The 15,618-nt window shown below is 70.2% G+C and carries 17 protein-coding genes; 13 read left to right on the top strand and 4 right to left on the bottom strand.

The features are described from left to right. Window positions 1-329: 329 nt before the first annotated feature. From sufB to FFS15_RS15530, 13 genes are all read left to right on the top strand, one after another. Complete coding sequence (gene sufB / locus FFS15_RS15590; RefSeq protein WP_137845969.1) at window positions 330-1,748, top strand: Fe-S cluster assembly protein SufB; 1,419 nt, start codon at window positions 330-332, stop codon at window positions 1,746-1,748. After that, complete coding sequence (gene sufD / locus FFS15_RS15585) at window positions 1,749-2,951, top strand: Fe-S cluster assembly protein SufD (protein WP_137845968.1); 1,203 nt, start codon at window positions 1,749-1,751, stop codon at window positions 2,949-2,951. It abuts the gene before it with no gap. Beyond that, complete coding sequence (locus FFS15_RS15580) at window positions 2,948-3,274, top strand: non-heme iron oxygenase ferredoxin subunit (protein ID WP_137845967.1); 327 nt, start codon at window positions 2,948-2,950, stop codon at window positions 3,272-3,274. The genes sufD and FFS15_RS15580 overlap by 4 nt, the downstream gene beginning before the upstream one ends. Before the next feature lie 11 nt (window positions 3,275-3,285). Continuing rightward, a complete protein-coding gene (sufC, locus tag FFS15_RS15575) occupies window positions 3,286-4,068 on the top strand; it encodes a Fe-S cluster assembly ATPase SufC (RefSeq protein ID WP_137845966.1) in 783 nt (260 codons plus the stop codon). 9 nt (window positions 4,069-4,077) lie between these two features. After that, complete coding sequence (locus FFS15_RS15570) at window positions 4,078-4,407, top strand: metal-sulfur cluster assembly factor (RefSeq protein WP_137845965.1); 330 nt, start codon at window positions 4,078-4,080, stop codon at window positions 4,405-4,407. Window positions 4,408-4,451: 44 nt separating this feature from the next. Next, entirely contained in the window at window positions 4,452-5,612 is a 1,161-nt protein-coding gene (locus tag FFS15_RS15565) for an aminotransferase class I/II-fold pyridoxal phosphate-dependent enzyme (RefSeq protein WP_137845964.1), read from the top strand. Then, window positions 5,609-6,985, top strand: a complete 1,377-nt coding sequence (locus FFS15_RS15560) for an MFS transporter (protein ID WP_137845963.1) — start codon at window positions 5,609-5,611, stop codon at window positions 6,983-6,985. The genes FFS15_RS15565 and FFS15_RS15560 overlap by 4 nt, the downstream gene beginning before the upstream one ends. Before the next feature lie 44 nt (window positions 6,986-7,029). After that, on the top strand, window positions 7,030-7,974 hold the full coding sequence (locus tag FFS15_RS15555) for a siderophore-interacting protein (protein WP_137845962.1): 945 nt from the start codon (window positions 7,030-7,032) through the stop codon (window positions 7,972-7,974). Further along, the gene (locus FFS15_RS15550; protein WP_137845961.1) at window positions 7,971-8,993 is read left to right on the top strand and encodes an iron ABC transporter permease; all 1,023 of its coding nucleotides are present in this window, start codon (window positions 7,971-7,973) and stop codon (window positions 8,991-8,993) included. Before FFS15_RS15555 ends, FFS15_RS15550 begins: the two co-directional genes overlap by 4 nt. Further along, window positions 8,990-10,003 carry an iron ABC transporter permease gene (locus FFS15_RS15545; protein ID WP_249354118.1) on the top strand — a complete coding sequence of 338 codons (1,014 nt, stop codon included), beginning with the start codon at window positions 8,990-8,992 and terminating at the stop codon, window positions 10,001-10,003. The genes FFS15_RS15550 and FFS15_RS15545 overlap by 4 nt, the downstream gene beginning before the upstream one ends. After that, a complete protein-coding gene (locus tag FFS15_RS15540) occupies window positions 10,000-10,803 on the top strand; it encodes an ABC transporter ATP-binding protein (RefSeq protein WP_137845960.1) in 804 nt (267 codons plus the stop codon). Before FFS15_RS15545 ends, FFS15_RS15540 begins: the two co-directional genes overlap by 4 nt. A gap of 52 nt (window positions 10,804-10,855) precedes the next feature. Continuing rightward, a complete protein-coding gene (locus FFS15_RS15535) occupies window positions 10,856-11,878 on the top strand; it encodes an ABC transporter substrate-binding protein (protein ID WP_137845959.1) in 1,023 nt (340 codons plus the stop codon). Window positions 11,879-11,997: 119 nt separating this feature from the next. Further along, window positions 11,998-13,596 (top strand): ABC-F family ATP-binding cassette domain-containing protein, encoded by a 1,599-nt coding sequence (locus FFS15_RS15530; RefSeq protein WP_137845958.1) that lies wholly within the window; start codon window positions 11,998-12,000, stop codon window positions 13,594-13,596. 6 nt (window positions 13,597-13,602) lie between these two features. On the opposite strand, the gene FFS15_RS15525 is transcribed toward FFS15_RS15530, so the two are convergent. The 4 genes from FFS15_RS15525 to FFS15_RS15510 all read right to left on the bottom strand — a co-directional run. Further along, on the bottom strand, window positions 13,603-14,484 hold the full coding sequence (locus FFS15_RS15525) for an SURF1 family protein (RefSeq protein WP_137845957.1): 882 nt from the start codon (window positions 14,482-14,484) through the stop codon (window positions 13,603-13,605). Then, on the bottom strand, window positions 14,481-14,711 hold the full coding sequence (locus tag FFS15_RS15520) for a hypothetical protein (protein WP_137845956.1): 231 nt from the start codon (window positions 14,709-14,711) through the stop codon (window positions 14,481-14,483). Before FFS15_RS15520 ends, FFS15_RS15525 begins: the two co-directional genes overlap by 4 nt. After that, window positions 14,708-15,097 (bottom strand): DUF3099 domain-containing protein, encoded by a 390-nt coding sequence (locus tag FFS15_RS15515; protein WP_137845955.1) that lies wholly within the window; start codon window positions 15,095-15,097, stop codon window positions 14,708-14,710. The genes FFS15_RS15520 and FFS15_RS15515 overlap by 4 nt, the downstream gene beginning before the upstream one ends. 21 nt (window positions 15,098-15,118) lie before the next feature. Then, the coding region (locus tag FFS15_RS15510) for a DUF4190 domain-containing protein (protein ID WP_137845954.1) at window positions 15,119-15,618 on the bottom strand (500 nt) is incomplete at its 5' end.

Below are 15,618 nucleotides of genomic sequence, written 5' to 3'. Positions count from 1 at the left end.
TGGTCGCGGGAAGCCACTCCCACAGCCGCCGCGCGATTCCCGGGCGGGGCGTGGTCGTCGGTTCGGCGGTCATACGGGGGGTCGCTCCTCGGGCCGGTTCCGCACGCACAGCATGAACGACGCGGAGCGTCCGATGCCGGGGGAGAACCTGTAGAATCGTGGGGTCGGGTGCGTGCACCTCTCGGAGGTGCGCATCACCGACAGTCTAGGCGCGATGGCCGGCGTCGAATGAGAGGGCCCATCAGCGGCATCCCCCTCCGGTAACTCCACCGGAGGAGTCGGAATGCCGGGGCGGATGACACCGCAGGGGCCCGGAGGAGAACGTGACGATGTCTGATGTGCTGATCGACCGCCCGGAGCTTGAGAGTCTGGGTGTCTACGAATTCGGGTGGCACGATACCGATGCCGCCGGCGCTGTCGCCCAGCGCGGCATCAACGAGGGCGTCGTCCGCGGCATCTCCGCCCTCAAGAGCGAGCCCGAGTGGATGCTGAAGACCCGCCTGAAGGGCTACCAGCTGTTCGGCCGCAAGCCGATGCCGACGTGGGGCGCCGACCTCAGCGAGATCGACTTCGACAACATCAAGTACTTCGTGCGCTCGACCGAGAAGCAGGCAGGGTCCTGGGAGGAGCTCCCCGAGGACATCCGCAACACGTATGAGCGCCTCGGCATCCCCGAGGCCGAACGTCAGCGTCTCGTCTCCGGTGTCGCTGCGCAGTACGAGTCCGAGGTCGTCTACCACCAGATCAACGAGCAGCTCGAGGCGCAGGGTGTCATCTTCATGGACACCGACACGGCGCTCCGCGAGCACCCGGAGTTCTTCGAGGAGTACTTCGGCACCGTCATCCCCGCCGGAGACAACAAGTTCGCCGCGCTGAACACCGCCGTGTGGTCGGGCGGCTCGTTCGTCTACGTGCCCCCCGGCGTCCACGTCGAGATCCCGCTGCAGGCCTACTTCCGCATCAACACCGAGAACATGGGCCAGTTCGAGCGGACGCTCATCATCGCCGATGAGGGCTCGTACGTGCACTACATCGAGGGCTGCACGGCTCCGATCTACAAGAGCGATTCGCTCCACTCGGCCGTCGTCGAGATCATCGTGAAGAAGAACGCCCGCGTGCGCTATACGACGATCCAGAACTGGTCGAACAACGTCTACAACCTCGTCACCAAGCGCGCCGTGGCGCACGAGGGCGCGACGATGGAGTGGATCGACGGCAACATCGGCTCGAAGGTCACGATGAAGTACCCGTCGATCTTCCTCGTCGGCGAGCACGCCAAGGGCGAGACCCTCTCGGTCGCCTTCGCCGGCCCCGGCCAGCACCAGGATGCCGGCGCGAAGATGATCCACATGGCGCCCTACACGCAGTCCTCGATCGTCTCGAAGTCGATCGCGCGCGGCGGTGGCCGCGCCGGCTACCGCGGCGAGGTGCGGGTCGATGCCAACGCGCACCATTCCGCGAACACCGTGCGCTGCGACGCGCTGCTGGTCGATTCGATCTCGCGGTCCGACACGTATCCTGCGATCGACATCCGCGTCGACGACGTGCAGCTCGGTCACGAGGCGACCGTCTCGAAGGTCAGCGAAGAGCAGCTGTTCTATCTGCAGTCGCGCGGCCTCCCCGAAGACGAGGCGATGGCGATGATCGTGCGCGGATTCATCGAGCCGATCGCCCGCGAGCTTCCGATGGAGTACGCGCTCGAACTCAACAAGCTCATCGAGATGGGCATGGAAGGCAGTGTCGGCTAGATGACGGCAGCAACACAGGCGCCGATCGTGGCGCCCGGTTCCACCGCGCACACCGACGGGGCATGGGGGGTCGCACCGATCCAGACCCGCTCCGAGCGCCCGCGGTCGTACGACCCCGCTGACTTCGCGACGCCCACCGGGCGCGAGGTCAACTGGAAGCACACGCCGATCGACCGGCTTGCCGTGCTCTTCCAGGATGCCGAAGCAGACGCCTCGGGCGACGCCATCGTCGTCGCGGTCGACGCACCCGACGGAGTCGTCACCGGCAGCCTCCGCGTCGGCGCCGCGCCGCGCGGCGACGTCTTCCAGCCCGAGGATCTGACGGCGGCGCTCGCGTGGTCCCGCACCGACGACGCCCTGCACGTCCGCATCCCCGACGGCGTCGAGATCGCCGAGCCCGTGGTCATCACCACCACCGGCGGAGGCGCAGACCGCGCCGCGCACGACCACATCGTGATCGAGGCCGGGGCGAACGCCCACGCGACGGTGCTGCTGCGTCACGGCGGAGCCGCCGCGCTCGCGCAGAACGTCGAGATCGTCGTCCGCGACGGGGCTCACCTCGAAGTGGTCACCGTGCAGCAGTGGGACGACGAGGCCGTGCACACGGCATCGCACCAGGCCCGTGTCGACCGCGACGCGACGCTGCGTCACATCGTCGTCAGCTTCGGCGGCGGCGTCGTGCGGGTGAACCCGAGCGTCGAACTCGCCGGCACCGGCTCGCGCGCCGAGCTCTACGGACTCAGCTACTCCGATGCCGGCCAGCACCTCGAGAGCCAGGTGTACCTGCACCACAAGGGCGCCGACACCACCGGTGACGTGCTCTACAAGGGCGCGCTCCAGGGCGACGGCGCACGCAGCGTCTGGATCGGCGACGTGCTCATCGGCGCGAACGCCGTGGGCACCGACTCGTACGAGGCCAACCGCAACCTGGTGCTCACCGAGGGCGCCCGCGCCGACTCGATCCCGAACCTCGAGATCGAGACCGGCGACATCCGCGGCGCCGGCCACGCGAGTGCGACCGGGCGCTTCGACGACGAGCAGCTGTTCTATCTGCAGGCGCGCGGCATCGCCGAAGACGAGGCCCGGCGCATGGTCGTGCTCGGCTTCCTCTCCGAGATCGTCCAGAAGGTCGGCGTCGCCGAACTGGAAGCCGAGCTCTTCGACGCCATCGAGACCGAACTCGCCCAGGAGGCCCTCCGATGACCGCTCAGCGCGTGTGCGCCCTCAGTGACCTCGAGCAGGACGCGGCGCTCCGCGTCGAGGTCGACGGCGTGGCCATGGCCGTCGTGCTCGACTCCAACGGCGAGGTGCACGCGATCGGCGACGTGTGCACGCACGGCGACATCTCGCTCGCCGAAGGCTTCGTCGACGGCGACACGCTGGAGTGCTGGGCCCACGGCTCGGCATTCTCGCTCGTCACCGGCAAGCCCCTCAATCTCCCCGCGTACGAGCCGGTCCCGGTCTTCGCGGTCACCATCGACGGCGATGACGTGCTCATCGACCCGGCCGTCAAAAAAGAGCTGTGAAGGAAGTCCCCATGTCTGTCCTCGAGATCCGCGACCTGCATGTGACGGTCGAGACCGAAGCCGGAACCACGCCGATCCTCAACGGCGTGACCCTCACGATCCGCACCGGTGAGACGCACGCCATCATGGGCCCCAACGGCTCGGGCAAGTCGACCCTGGCGTACACGATCGCGGGCCACCCGAAATACACGGTGACGAGCGGCTCGATCTCGCTCGACGGCGACGACGTGCTCGAGATGACGGTCGACGAGCGCGCACGCGCCGGCCTGTTCCTCGCGATGCAGTACCCGGTGGAGATCCCCGGCGTCACCGTCACCAACTTCCTGCGCACCGCCAAGACCGCGATCGACGGCGAGGCCCCCGCGATCCGCACGTGGACGAAGGAGGTCAAGCAGTCCATGAAGGATCTGCGCATGGACCCCAAGTTCGCGGCCCGCAACGTCAACGAGGGCTTCTCGGGCGGCGAGAAGAAGCGCCACGAGATCCTCCAGCTCGAGCTGCTCAAGCCCCAGATCGCCGTCCTCGACGAGACCGACTCGGGTCTCGACGTCGACGCGCTCAAGATCGTCTCCGAGGGCGTCAACCGCGCGAAGGAGCAGACCGGCCTCGGCGTGCTCCTCATCACGCACTACACGCGGATCCTGCGCTACATCCACCCGGACTTCGTGCACGTCATGATCGGCGGCCGCATCGTCGAGGAGGGCGGTCCCGAGCTGGCCGCTCGTCTCGAGGACGAGGGCTACGACCGATTCATCGAGCCGCTGGCCGATGCCGCCGTCGACGGCGAAGCGTAGAATCGTTACATGACCGCAACCCTCACGCCCGAGAAGTACGACGAGGTCAGCGAAGCGCTCAAGGACGTCATGGATCCCGAACTGGGGATCAACGTGGTCGACCTCGGTCTCATCTACGACCTCGGGTGGGACGACGAGAACGACGCCCTCGTCATCCACATGACGCTGACGTCGGCGGGGTGCCCCCTCACCGACGTGCTCGAAGAGCAGACCGCCCAGGCGCTCGACGAGGTCGTGGACCGCTTCCGCATCAACTGGGTCTGGATGCCGCCGTGGGGTCCCGAGCGGATCACCGACGACGGCCGCGACATGATGCGGGCGCTCGGCTTCGCCATATGACGCCCGAGGGGCGCGGCATCCGTTCCCCTCGATAGTCTCGACGGGTGAGTGTCACCCCCCTGCAGGCCCTGCCGATCGGCCAGCTGCGACAGCGGTCCAGCACCAAGTGGCGGAAGTACGGCGAAGACGTCCTGCCGCTGTTCGTGGCCGAGACCGACTACGCCTCGGCGCCGGCGATCACCGCCGCGCTCAGCCGTGCTGTCGCTCTCGGTGACACCGGCTACACCCCTCCCGACCCGGGTGTCGCGACCGCGTACGCCGCGTTCGCGGAGCGCCGCTTCGGCTGGATCGTGGACCCCGCGCGCATCCGCACGACGTGCGACGTCATGATGGGCGTCGTCGAGATCCTGCGCCGGGTGACCTCTCCCGGCGACCGGGTCATCGTCACCACGCCCGTGTACCCGCCGTTCTTCGAGTGCATCCCCGAGGCCGGTGCCGTCGTCGAGCGCGTGCCGCTGGTCGACAGCGGCGCCGGATGGGAGCTCGACCTGCTCGGCATCGAGGCGGCCTTCGCGGGCGGTGCGCGCGCGATCCTGCTGTGCAATCCGCACAATCCGACCGGCACCGTCCACTCGCGTGAGACACTCGCCGCCCTCGCCGACCTCGCGGCCGGGTTCGGCGCCGTCGTCATCAGCGACGAGATCCATGCGCCGCTCGTGAACGCGGGTGCGACCTTCACGCCGTTCCTCGACGCCTCACCCGTCGCCGCGCGCGTCGGCTATGCGGTCGTGAGTGCGAGCAAGGCCTTCAACCTGGCCGGGCTTAAGTGCGCGCTGATGGTGACGGCCGACGACGCGACGACGCGGGTCGTCTCAAGCCTTCCCGACGAGATCGAGTGGCGCACGGGGCTCTTCGGCGCGATCGCCGCGGTCGCCGCCTTCGCACCCGAGAGCGACGAATGGCTGGACGCCCAGCTGGCGGCGCTGGACGAGAACCGCGTGCTGCTCGCCGAGCTCCTCGCCGAGCACGTTCCCGGCGCCCGCTACCGGATTCCGGATGCCGGTTTCCTCGCGTGGGTCGACCTGTCGGCGCTCGGCTGGGGCGACAACCCCGCCGTGAAGATCCTCCGCGACGCCCGCGTGGCGCTGCACCTCGGGCCGCTCTTCGGCACCGAGGGCAAGGGTCACGTGCGCATCAACTTCGGCTGCTCTCCGGATGTCCTCCGCGAGGCGGTGGAGCGCATCGGCGCACTGGTGCGCGCGTGAGCACACCGGTCGACACGCTCGAGGGCATCTGGCACCCGCGCTTCGTGTGGGTGACGGTGGGGGCGATCGCGCTCATCTTCCTTGCGGCGATGCAGGCTCTCGCCGTCACCACGGTGATGCCGGTCGTCAGCGCAGACCTCGACGGCGACGCGCTGTACGCCGTCGCGTTCGCCGGCACGCTCGCCACGAGCGTCATCGGCATGGTCGCCGTCGGCGCGTGGTGCGACCGCGGGGGAGTGCTGGCCCCGCTGTCGACCGCCGTCGCGCTGTTCGTCGTCGGACTCGTGCTGGCCGGTGTCGCGGCGTCGATGCCGGCGCTCGTGATCGGCCGACTGATCCAGGGGCTCGGGATGGGCGGGCAGACGGTCGCGCTCTACGTGGTCGTCGCGCGCGTGTACCCGCCGGCCCTCCACGGTCGCGTGTTCGCAGCCTTCTCGGCCGCGTGGGTCGTGCCGTCGCTCATCGGACCGTTCCTCGCCGGCGCCGTCGCGGAGTTCCTCCACTGGCGCTGGGTCTTCCTCTGGGTCGCAGCCCTCACGGTGGTCGCCTTCGCGATGGTGGTGCTGCGCCTGCACGGATTGCCGCTGCACACCGACGAACCGGCGACAGGCGGCGTCGCGCCTCGGCTCGCGTGGGCGACGGCGGTGGCCGCGGGGGCACTGGCGCTGAGTCTCGCCGGTGACATCGGGCCATGGCGCTGGGCGGTGGTGGCGGCATCCGTCGTCGTGATCGCGATCGCGATCCGGCCGCTCCTGCCGCGGCGAACGCTGGTGTCGGGGCGCGGGCTGCCGAGCGTCGTGCTCATGCGCGGCCTCATCGCCGGGGCGCTGTTCGGAGCCGAGATCTACGTGCCGTACCTCTTGATCGAGGAGTACGCGTTCTCGCCGACGTGGGCGGGCCTCGGACTCACCGCGGCTGCGCTGGCGTGGGCCGCGGCCGCCGACGTGCAGGGGCGGTTCGGCGACCGCATCGGCAACACCCGCATCAGCCTTCTCGGCACGGGGCTGCTGGGCACATCCACCGCGGTCGCGGCGGCGACGGCGCTGCTCGGGCTTCATCCGGCTGTGCTGATCGCCGGCTGGGCCCTCGCCGGCGCCGGCATGGGTCTCATGTACCCGCGGCTGACGGTGCTCACTCTCGCGTATTCGACGCCGAAGGATCAGGGCTTCAACTCGTCGGCGCTGTCGATCTCGGACTCGGTGGGGGCCGCGGTGACGATCGCGACGATGGGTCTCGCCTTCACGGCTCTGGCGGGGACGGATGCCGCGTTCCCGGCCGTGTTCGCCATCGCCACTGCGCTCGCGCTCATCGCTCTCGTGCCGGGACTGCGTCTCGGACACGCCCACGAGGAGCGGCATCCCGTCACGATGTGACGCCCGATTTGGGCGGGCAGGGCAGGCAAGGCTAGCCTAACCTCGTGAGTACTTCCTCGGTCGCCCGCACGCGTCCCGCCTACCGCCCCTACGCCGCCACGGTCGCCGGAGTGGAACGGCTCTCGCCCCACTTCGTGCGCGTCGCCTTCACGGGCGCCGACTTCGACGTCTTCGGCACGGCGGGCCTCGATCAGCGCATCAAGCTGATCCTGCCGCGAATCGACGGCGGTCTCAGCGACATCGGCCAGCACGACGCCGCGTCGATCGCAGCGGGGGACTGGTACACCACGTGGCGAGACCTGCCCCACGAGACGCGCAGCCCGCTGCGCACCTACACGGTGCGCCGGGTCGATGCCGAGCGGCGCCGACTCTTCGTCGACTTCGTCGTGCACCACGACGCGGGGCCGGCCGGTTCGTGGGCCGAGCGTGCCGCCGCGGGGGACGAGATCGTCATCGTCGGCCCCGACCAGCGCAGCGACGGGTACCGGCTCGGACTCGACTGGCACCCAGGAACCGCGCGTCGCGTCGTCCTGGCCGGAGACGAGACGGCGGCTCCGGCGATCTGCTCGATCCTCGAGTCGCTCGACGAGACCTACGAGGTCGACGCGTTCATCGAGGTGCCGACGGGCGCGGATCGGCTCACGCCCGATGTGCCGGCCTCGTTCCGTGTGACCTGGCTCGCGCGTGACGATCGCGCGCACGGCGCCGCGCTGACCGAGGCGGTGGCCGCCTGGACCGGGACCGCCGGCGACGTGCTCGCGGCGGCAGCTGCCCCGCGGCGGCAGGAGCTGGCCGACATCGACGTCGACCAGGAGCTGCTGTGGGACAGCCCGGAAGACTCCGAGGGCGAGTTCTACGCGTGGATCGCCGGTGAAGCGGCGATGGTCAAGACCCTCCGCCGTCACCTCGTGCAGGGCTGCGGCGTCGACCGCAAGCGCGTCGCATTCATGGGGTACTGGCGGCTCGGTCAGTCCGAGCGCCAGGAATGATCGCAGCCGCGCAGAGGACCGGGCACGCTCGCACCGCCTGGGTCTCGGCTGCGGCGATCGCGCTGCTCGTCGTCGCCGTCCTGCTGAGTCTGGGCGTCGGCGCCCGGCCGATCGTGCCTGCGACCGTCCTCGATGCGCTCCTGCGGTTCGATCCGAGCGACAACGACCACGTGGTGGTCGTGACCCAGCGCCTGCCGCGCACGATCATCGGGCTGCTCGCGGGCATCGCGCTCGCGCTGGCGGGAACGGTGATGCAGGGGCTCACGCGCAATCCGTTCGCCGACCCGGGTCTTCTGGGCGTCAATGCCGGCGCGTCTGTCGGCGTGCTGCTCGCGATCACGCTCGCCGGCATCACGCGTCCCTCCGGCTTCGTGTGGTTCGCATTCGGCGGAGCGGCGATCGCGGCGGTCGCCGTCGCGCTCATCGGGTCGCGCGGACCCGATGGCTCAGCGCCCGCCAAGCTCGCGCTCACCGGTGCCGCGATCACCGCCGGCCTGACCTCGCTCACCCTGCTCGTGCTCACGACGCAGTCCGCGGCGCTCGACGTCTACCGCTACTGGTCGGTCGGTGCCCTCAACGCACGCGGACTCGACAGCGTCGTCCTCGTGTTCGGGCCGATCGTCATCGGCGTCGTGCTCGCACTCGTGTCGGCACGAGGACTCGACCTCATCGCCCTCGGCGACGAGACCGCCACCGGCCTCGGACACAGCGTCGGCCGCACGCGCACGGTCGGCGTCCTCGCGAGCGTCCTGCTGGCCGGCGGCGCCACCGCGATCGCCGGGCCGGTCGTGTTCCTCGGTCTCGTCGTGCCGCACGCCCTGCGTGCGATCGTGGGCGGCTCATACGGGCGGCTGCTGTGGATTGGGATGCCGCTCGGCGCCGCGCTCCTGCTCTTCGCGGACGTCATCGGCCGGGTCGTCGCACCTCCGGGCGAGGTGCAGGCGGGCGTCGTCATCGCCTTCATCGGCGCGCCGGTGCTGATCGCGCTCGTGCTGCGCGGACAGAAGGTGACGCTGTGAACGGCCTCGCCGTCGTCCGCGCCGCGGCATCGCGGCGGCATGCGCTCATGCTCGGCGGGCTCGTCGCGCTGCTGCTCGCCGCCGCCGTCGCCACGCTGCTGATGGGTGACTACCCCCTCACCCCGGCGCAGGTCTGGACCGCGCTCACCGGGGCCGGCGAGCGCGTCGAGGCGTACGTCGTGCTGCAGGTGCGTCTGCCGCGGCTGCTCATGGCGCTGCTGGTCGGGGCGGCTCTGGGCGTCGCGGGCGCACTCCTGCAGTCGCTCCTGCGCAATCCGCTCGCCAGTCCGGAACTGCTCGGCATCTCGGGCGGCAGCAGCGTGGCCGCCGTCTTCGGCCTGCTGATCCTCGGCATCACAGGCCCGCCGCTCGCGGCGATCGCCTTCGCGGGCGGGCTCGCGGCGTCCCTGCTGCTCCTCGCGGCCGCTCGCGGGCGCGCCGCGGGCTACCGGCTGATCCTCGCCGGCATCGGCCTGTCTTTCTTCACCGCCTCGATCATCGGCTTCCTCATGACGAAGGCGCAGCTGCAGCAGACGCAGGCGGCTCTCGTCTGGCTGACCGGCAGCCTCTCGAGCACGCCCTGGTGGCAGGTCGTGGTGCTCGCTGTCGTGTGGGTCGTCGCGCTGCCCGTGCTCTTCGTCACGGCGCGGTGGCTGCCGGTGATCGCCCTCGGGCCCGAGGCGGCCACCGGCCTCGGCGTGCGACCGGGCCTCGCCCGACTGCTGTGCGTCATCGTCGCGGTGCTGCTCACCGCCGTCACGTGCGCGTTCGTCGGTCCGATCTCGTTCATCGCGCTGTGCGCTCCCGCGATCGCACGGCCGCTCGTCGCGCACGGCCGCATCGCGCTCGCGGCGAGCGCGCTGGTCGGCGCGACGCTGCTGGCAGTCTCGGACCTCATCGCGCAGTTCGCGCTTCCCGGCGTCGCGATGCCGGTGGGCGTCGTCACCGGGGCCCTCGGCGCGGTCTTCCTCCTCTGGCTGCTCGCGACCTCGAAGGGACGCACCCTATGAAACTCAGCGTGCACGATCTCGAAGCCGGCTACCCCGGTCGCACCGTCATCTCGGGCCTCGACCTCTCGATCGCGCCCGGTCGCATCACGATGATCATCGGGGCCAACGCCTGCGGCAAGTCGACCCTGCTCGGCGCTCTCGCGCGGCTGCGGCCGCAGCTCGGCGGTCGCATCGAGCTCGACGGGACGGATGTGACCCGCATCCCGCGCCCGGCCTACGCGCGCGCGGTGGGGCTGCTGCCGCAGCATCCCGTCGCCCCCGAGGGACTCACCGTCGCCGAGCTCGTTTCGCGTGGACGCCATCCGCACCGTGGCCTCTTCCAGCGCTGGAGTGCGGACGACACCGCGATCGTCGACGAGGCGATGCGCCGTACGGGCACCTCAGAACTCGCCGGTCGCCCGGTGGGCGACCTCTCGGGCGGTCAGCGGCAGCGCGTGTGGATCGCGATGGCCCTTGCGCAGGAGCCTCGGATCCTGCTGCTCGACGAACCGACGACGTTCCTCGACCTGAGCCACCAACTCGAGGTGCTCGATCTGCTGCGCGACCTCAACCGCGAGCAGGGCACGACGATCGTGGCGGTGCTGCACGACCTGAATCTCGCCGCACGGTACGCCGACGAACTCATCGTGATGGCCGATGGCCGACTGATCGCGCACGGGACTCCCGCCGACGTCCTCACCGCCGACGTGGTCGCCGAGGCGTTCGCCCTCGACGCGCTCGTGATCCCCGACCCGCTCACCGGGACGCCCCTCGTGGTTCCCGTCCCCGGTGGCGCCCACAACCCGCCCGACGCCGGTTGAGCACCGCTCAGCCGTCACAGATCTGCACCCCCGAAGAAAGGAACCCCTTCCCATGAACCGATTCCGCTCCGTACTCGCGACGACCGCCGCCGGCGTCGTCGCGCTGGCCCTCGCAGGCTGCGCCTCCGCCGCGCCCGAGACCGCTGACGAGTCCGCAGGCGCCGCCTCCGGTGCCTTCCCGCTGACGATCGAAAGCGCGCTCGGCGACGCGGTCATCGAGACCGAGCCGACCCGTGTGGCGACGTGGGGCTGGGGCGCGACCGACGCGGTCCTCGCACTCGGCATCGTTCCGGTCGCCATCCCGTCCGACGACTACTCCGGCGGCGACGACCGCATCTCACCGTGGATCGCCGACGCCCTCGACGAGCTCGGCGGCGAGGCGCCGACGATCCTCGACAACTCGACGTTCGAGCTCAAGGTCGAAGAGCTCCTCGCGACCGACCCCGACGTCCTGATCGCCCCCTACTCGGGTCTCACGCAGGAGGAGTTCGACGAGGTCACCGGTGCCGGCATCCCCGTGGTGGCGTACCCCGAGGGCGCATGGGTGACCCCGTGGCGTGACGTCGTCACGATCACCGGCGAGGCGCTCGGAATGGATGCCGAGGCCGAGGCGATCCTCGCGGAGCTCGACGCGACCGTCGCCGATGCCGCAGCCGAGCACCCCGAGTTCGCGGGAACCACGATCTCGACACCGGTCGACTCGGCCGGTGTCTGGTACCTGTACCTCCCCGCCGACCCGCGCGTGGAGATCCTCGAGGACCTGGGCTTCGTGTCTCCGCCCAGCGTCACGGAGCTCGACACGGGCGAGTCCACCTTCTACACGACGGTGAGCCCCGAGAACCTCGACAAGATCGACTCGGATGTCGTGCTGACGTTCGTGGACGAGGGCGCGCTCGAGACCTTCACCTCGTCGACGACGGCGCAGCTGATCCCCGCCGTCCAGAAGGGCGCGGTCGCCTCGCTCATCAACGGCGAGCAGGTGTCGGCCCTCACTCCGACGCCGCTGACGCTGCCGTGGATCCTGCCGACGCTCCTCGAGGAGCTCGCCGCGGCGACGGCGATCGCCCAGGGCTGACGCTCACCGCAGAACCGGATCGCCCGGGGGCCCGACCGCGTCGGGCCCCCGGGCGATCTATACTGGGAGGCTGGCCGTTCGGCCGACTTCACATCCACCGACGGAACGGACGTTTCGCTGTGCTCGCCGTGCACGACCTCGAGATCCGCGTGGGCGCCCGCGTGCTCATGTCCGACGTGGCTTTCCGCGTCTCCGACGGCGACAAGATCGGCCTGGTCGGGCGCAACGGCGCCGGCAAGACCACGCTGACGAAGGTGCTCGCCGGCGACCTCCAGCCCGCCGACGGCAAGGTCGAACGATGGGGCGAGCTGGGCTATCTGCCCCAGGATCCCCGCACCGGTGACCCCGAGATGCTGGCGCGCACGCGCATCCTCGACGCCCGCGGGCTCGGCACACTCGCTCTCGGCATGCACGAGGCCTCGCTCGCGATGGGCGATGACGACCCGGCCGTCGCGGCGAAGGCGATGAAGCGCTACGGCAACCTGACCGAGCGGTTCGAAGCGCTCGGCGGCTACGCGGCCGAGGCCGAGGCAGCATCGATCGCCCACAATCTCTCGTTGCCCGACCGCATCCTCGACCAGCCGCTGAAGACCCTCTCGGGCGGCCAGCGCCGCCGCATCGAGCTCGCGCGCATCCTGTTCTCGGATGCCGAGTCGATGATCCTCGACGAGCCGACGAACCACCTCGACGCCGACAGCGTCGTGTGGCTGCGCGAGTTCCTGCGGAACTACAAGGGCGGGCTGATCGTGATCAGCCACGACGTCGAACTCGTCGGTGAGACGGTGAACCGCGTGTTCTACCTCGACGCGAACCGCCAGGTCATCGACATCTACAACATGAACTGGAAGAACTACCTGCGCCAGCGCGTGGCCGACGAGGACCGCCGCAAGAAGGAGCGCGCCGGGGTCGAGAAGAAGGCCACACAGCTGCAGCTGCAGGCTGCCCGGTTCGGCGCCAAGGCGTCGAAGGCGGCAGCCGCCCACCAGATGGTGGCGCGTGCCGAGAAGATGCTGTCGGGTCTCGACGAGGTCCGCCAGGAGGAGCGCGTCGCCAAGCTGCGGTTCCCCAAGCCCGCCGCGTGCGGCAAGACCCCCCTGATGGCGTCCGGGTTGTCGAAGTCGTACGGATCGCTCGAGATCTTCACCGACGTCGACCTTGCGATCGACCGCGGGTCGAAGGTCGTCGTGCTCGGCCTCAACGGCGCGGGCAAGACGACGCTCCTTCGCATCCTCGCCGGGGTCGACAAGCCCGACACCGGGCAGCTCGAGCCGGGGCACGGCCTCAAGATCGGCTACTACGCCCAGGAGCACGAGAACCTCGACGTCTCGCGCTCGGTGCTCGAGAACATGATGTCGGCGGCGCCCGACATCAACGCGACCGAGGCCCGCAAGGTGCTCGGCTCATTCCTGTTCACCGGAGACGACGTGCTCAAGCCCGCCGGCGTCCTCTCGGGCGGCGAGAAGACCCGCCTGTCGCTCGCGACCCTCGTCGTCTCGAGCGCGAACATGCTGCTCCTCGACGAACCCACGAACAACCTCGATCCGGCGTCGCGCGAAGAGATTCTCGGGGCGCTGTCGCACTACGAGGGCGCCGTCGTGCTCGTGTCGCACGACGAGGGCGCCGTCGAAGCGCTCAACCCCGAGCGCGTGCTCATCCTGCCCGACGGCGTCGAGGACCTCTGGGGCCGCGACTACGCGGACTTGATCACGCTCGCGTGAGCTGAGCTAGCGGCTCGTCGCGTCGAGGAGCGCGTCCTCGTCATCGGCATCGCGATCGCGACGACGGCGGGATGCCGGAGCCGTCGGCGCGGCATCCGTCTCGGCGTTCTCCTCCGCGTCCTCTCGGCGATGGCGCCGCTCGGTGCGGATCACGTAGCCGATGAAGACGAAGCCCATGATCGCGAAGAGGATCCACTGGATCGCATACGACAGGTGCGGCCCCGGGTCCTCGGACGGCGCCTCGAGCGGGTTCGGTCTCGACGCGGGCGCCGGGTCCTCCGACACCATGATCCCGTAGGCGCTCAACTCGAGCGCCTCGGCGGTCGCCGGATCGATCGCTTCGGCGACGAGCGCGAGGTTGATCGTCGGCACCTGCCCCTCTGGCGCCGAGCGTCCCGACGACGGCAGCGGCTCGCCCGGCTTGAGACGCGCGATCACGGTGACCGCGCCACTCGGGGGAGCGGGCACGGCATCGGGCTCGGGCTGATCCTCACCCGGCGCCACCCAGCCGCGATCGATCAGCAGCACGCGCCCGTCGTCGAGGCGGAAAGGCACGAGCACCTCGAACGCGGAGGTGCCGCCGTGCGGCCGATTGCGCACGAGGAGCTGGTCATCCGGAACGTACTCGCCCTCGAGCCGCACCGGGCGCCACTGATCGGCGGGGTCGAGGGCCGATCCCGCCGGGATCAGCTCCTCGAGCGCGACGGCGGGTGCGTCATAGTTCGTCTCGACCAGCGCGAGCTGTGCCGAGCGCTCCTCGTTGCGCGTGAACTGCCAGTTCGACAGGAACGCGCAGGCGATCGCGAACACGACGGCGAGCGCGATGTAGATCGACCAGCGGCCGGCCTTCGGCAGGTCCTGCATGCTGACCGCCCTACGGCCGCTCATCGGATCGCCTCCGTGTCATCGACGAGGGGTCGCACCGCGACCGGGAAGTCGCGAGCGGCGAGGTAGTCGCGGAGGTAGTCGCGATGCTCGTCGCACGCCGCCCATGTCTTCACCCGGTCGGCGGCGTGGATGCGGGGATTGCGCCACTCCACCCGCCACGCGGCCGGGGCGCGGCATCCTGCTCGTGAGCACGTCGCATCGACGTGCTCACCGGGATCCGCGCTCACCCTCGACCGTCCGCGGGATCCGTCGTGGCGTCGTCGCTGGGCCGCGTCTCCTCGAGGCGGATCACCGTCGGGGCCGCCGCGCGAGGCTCGGGGGCCGATGCGGGCTCGGCGGGTGCCGCGGTGAGCGCCCGCTCGGGATCTTCGCGCACCGTCCGCCGGACGTTCTCGCTGACGTTCGCCGAGACCACCGCGATGTACGGGAGCAGGATCGCCGCAGCACCGAGCACCCACGTGTACCAGCCGTACGGCGTGATGACGACCATGAGGATGAAGCACGCGACGCGCACGCCCATCATCGTGAGATACCGGATCGAACGCGCGTCGACATCGTCGCGCGGTGCGCGCGGCAGTGACGTGGTGGACGGCGTCCGGCTGGAGCTCTTCACAGTGCTTCCAGCGTACGCCGCTCAGGAGCTGTAGGTCGTGGGATACGTCGCGACGATGAAGCTGAAGAACGCGATGACGGCGATGATCGCGATGATGCTGAGGGCGATCCCGACCCAGCCCGTGATGGTGCCGCCGAGAGCGAGGCCACGACCCTGCTCGCCGGTGCGCTTGATCTGGCTGAGCGACATGTGACCGGTGATGACGCCCACGACCGAGCCGATGAACGGGACGAAGGTGAGGCCCGCGATCGAGGCGATGAGCGAGACGATCGCGAGGGTGTTCGTCTTCGCGGTCGCGCCGTAGCTGTAGGCGGGTGCGGCGCCGTATGCGGGGGCCCCGTAGGACGGCGCGGAGCCGTAAGCCTGCGTTGTGCCGTAGCCGGGAGTCGTCCCGTACGCGGGCGGAGCGTCGTAGGCCGGGGGCGCCGTCGGCGCTGCCGGAGCGGGTGTACCCGGGGCTGCCTGCGGGTTGTAGGCCGGCGGCGGCGGGTACGCGCCGGGCGCCGGGGCGGGGTTCGGGG

It is taken from the genome of Microbacterium sp. 2FI (assembly GCF_005502885.1).
Taxonomy (GTDB): domain Bacteria; phylum Actinomycetota; class Actinomycetes; order Actinomycetales; family Microbacteriaceae; genus Microbacterium.
Note: the sequence above shows the minus strand (reverse complement) of the source record. Positions and strands in the feature narration are given on the sequence as shown.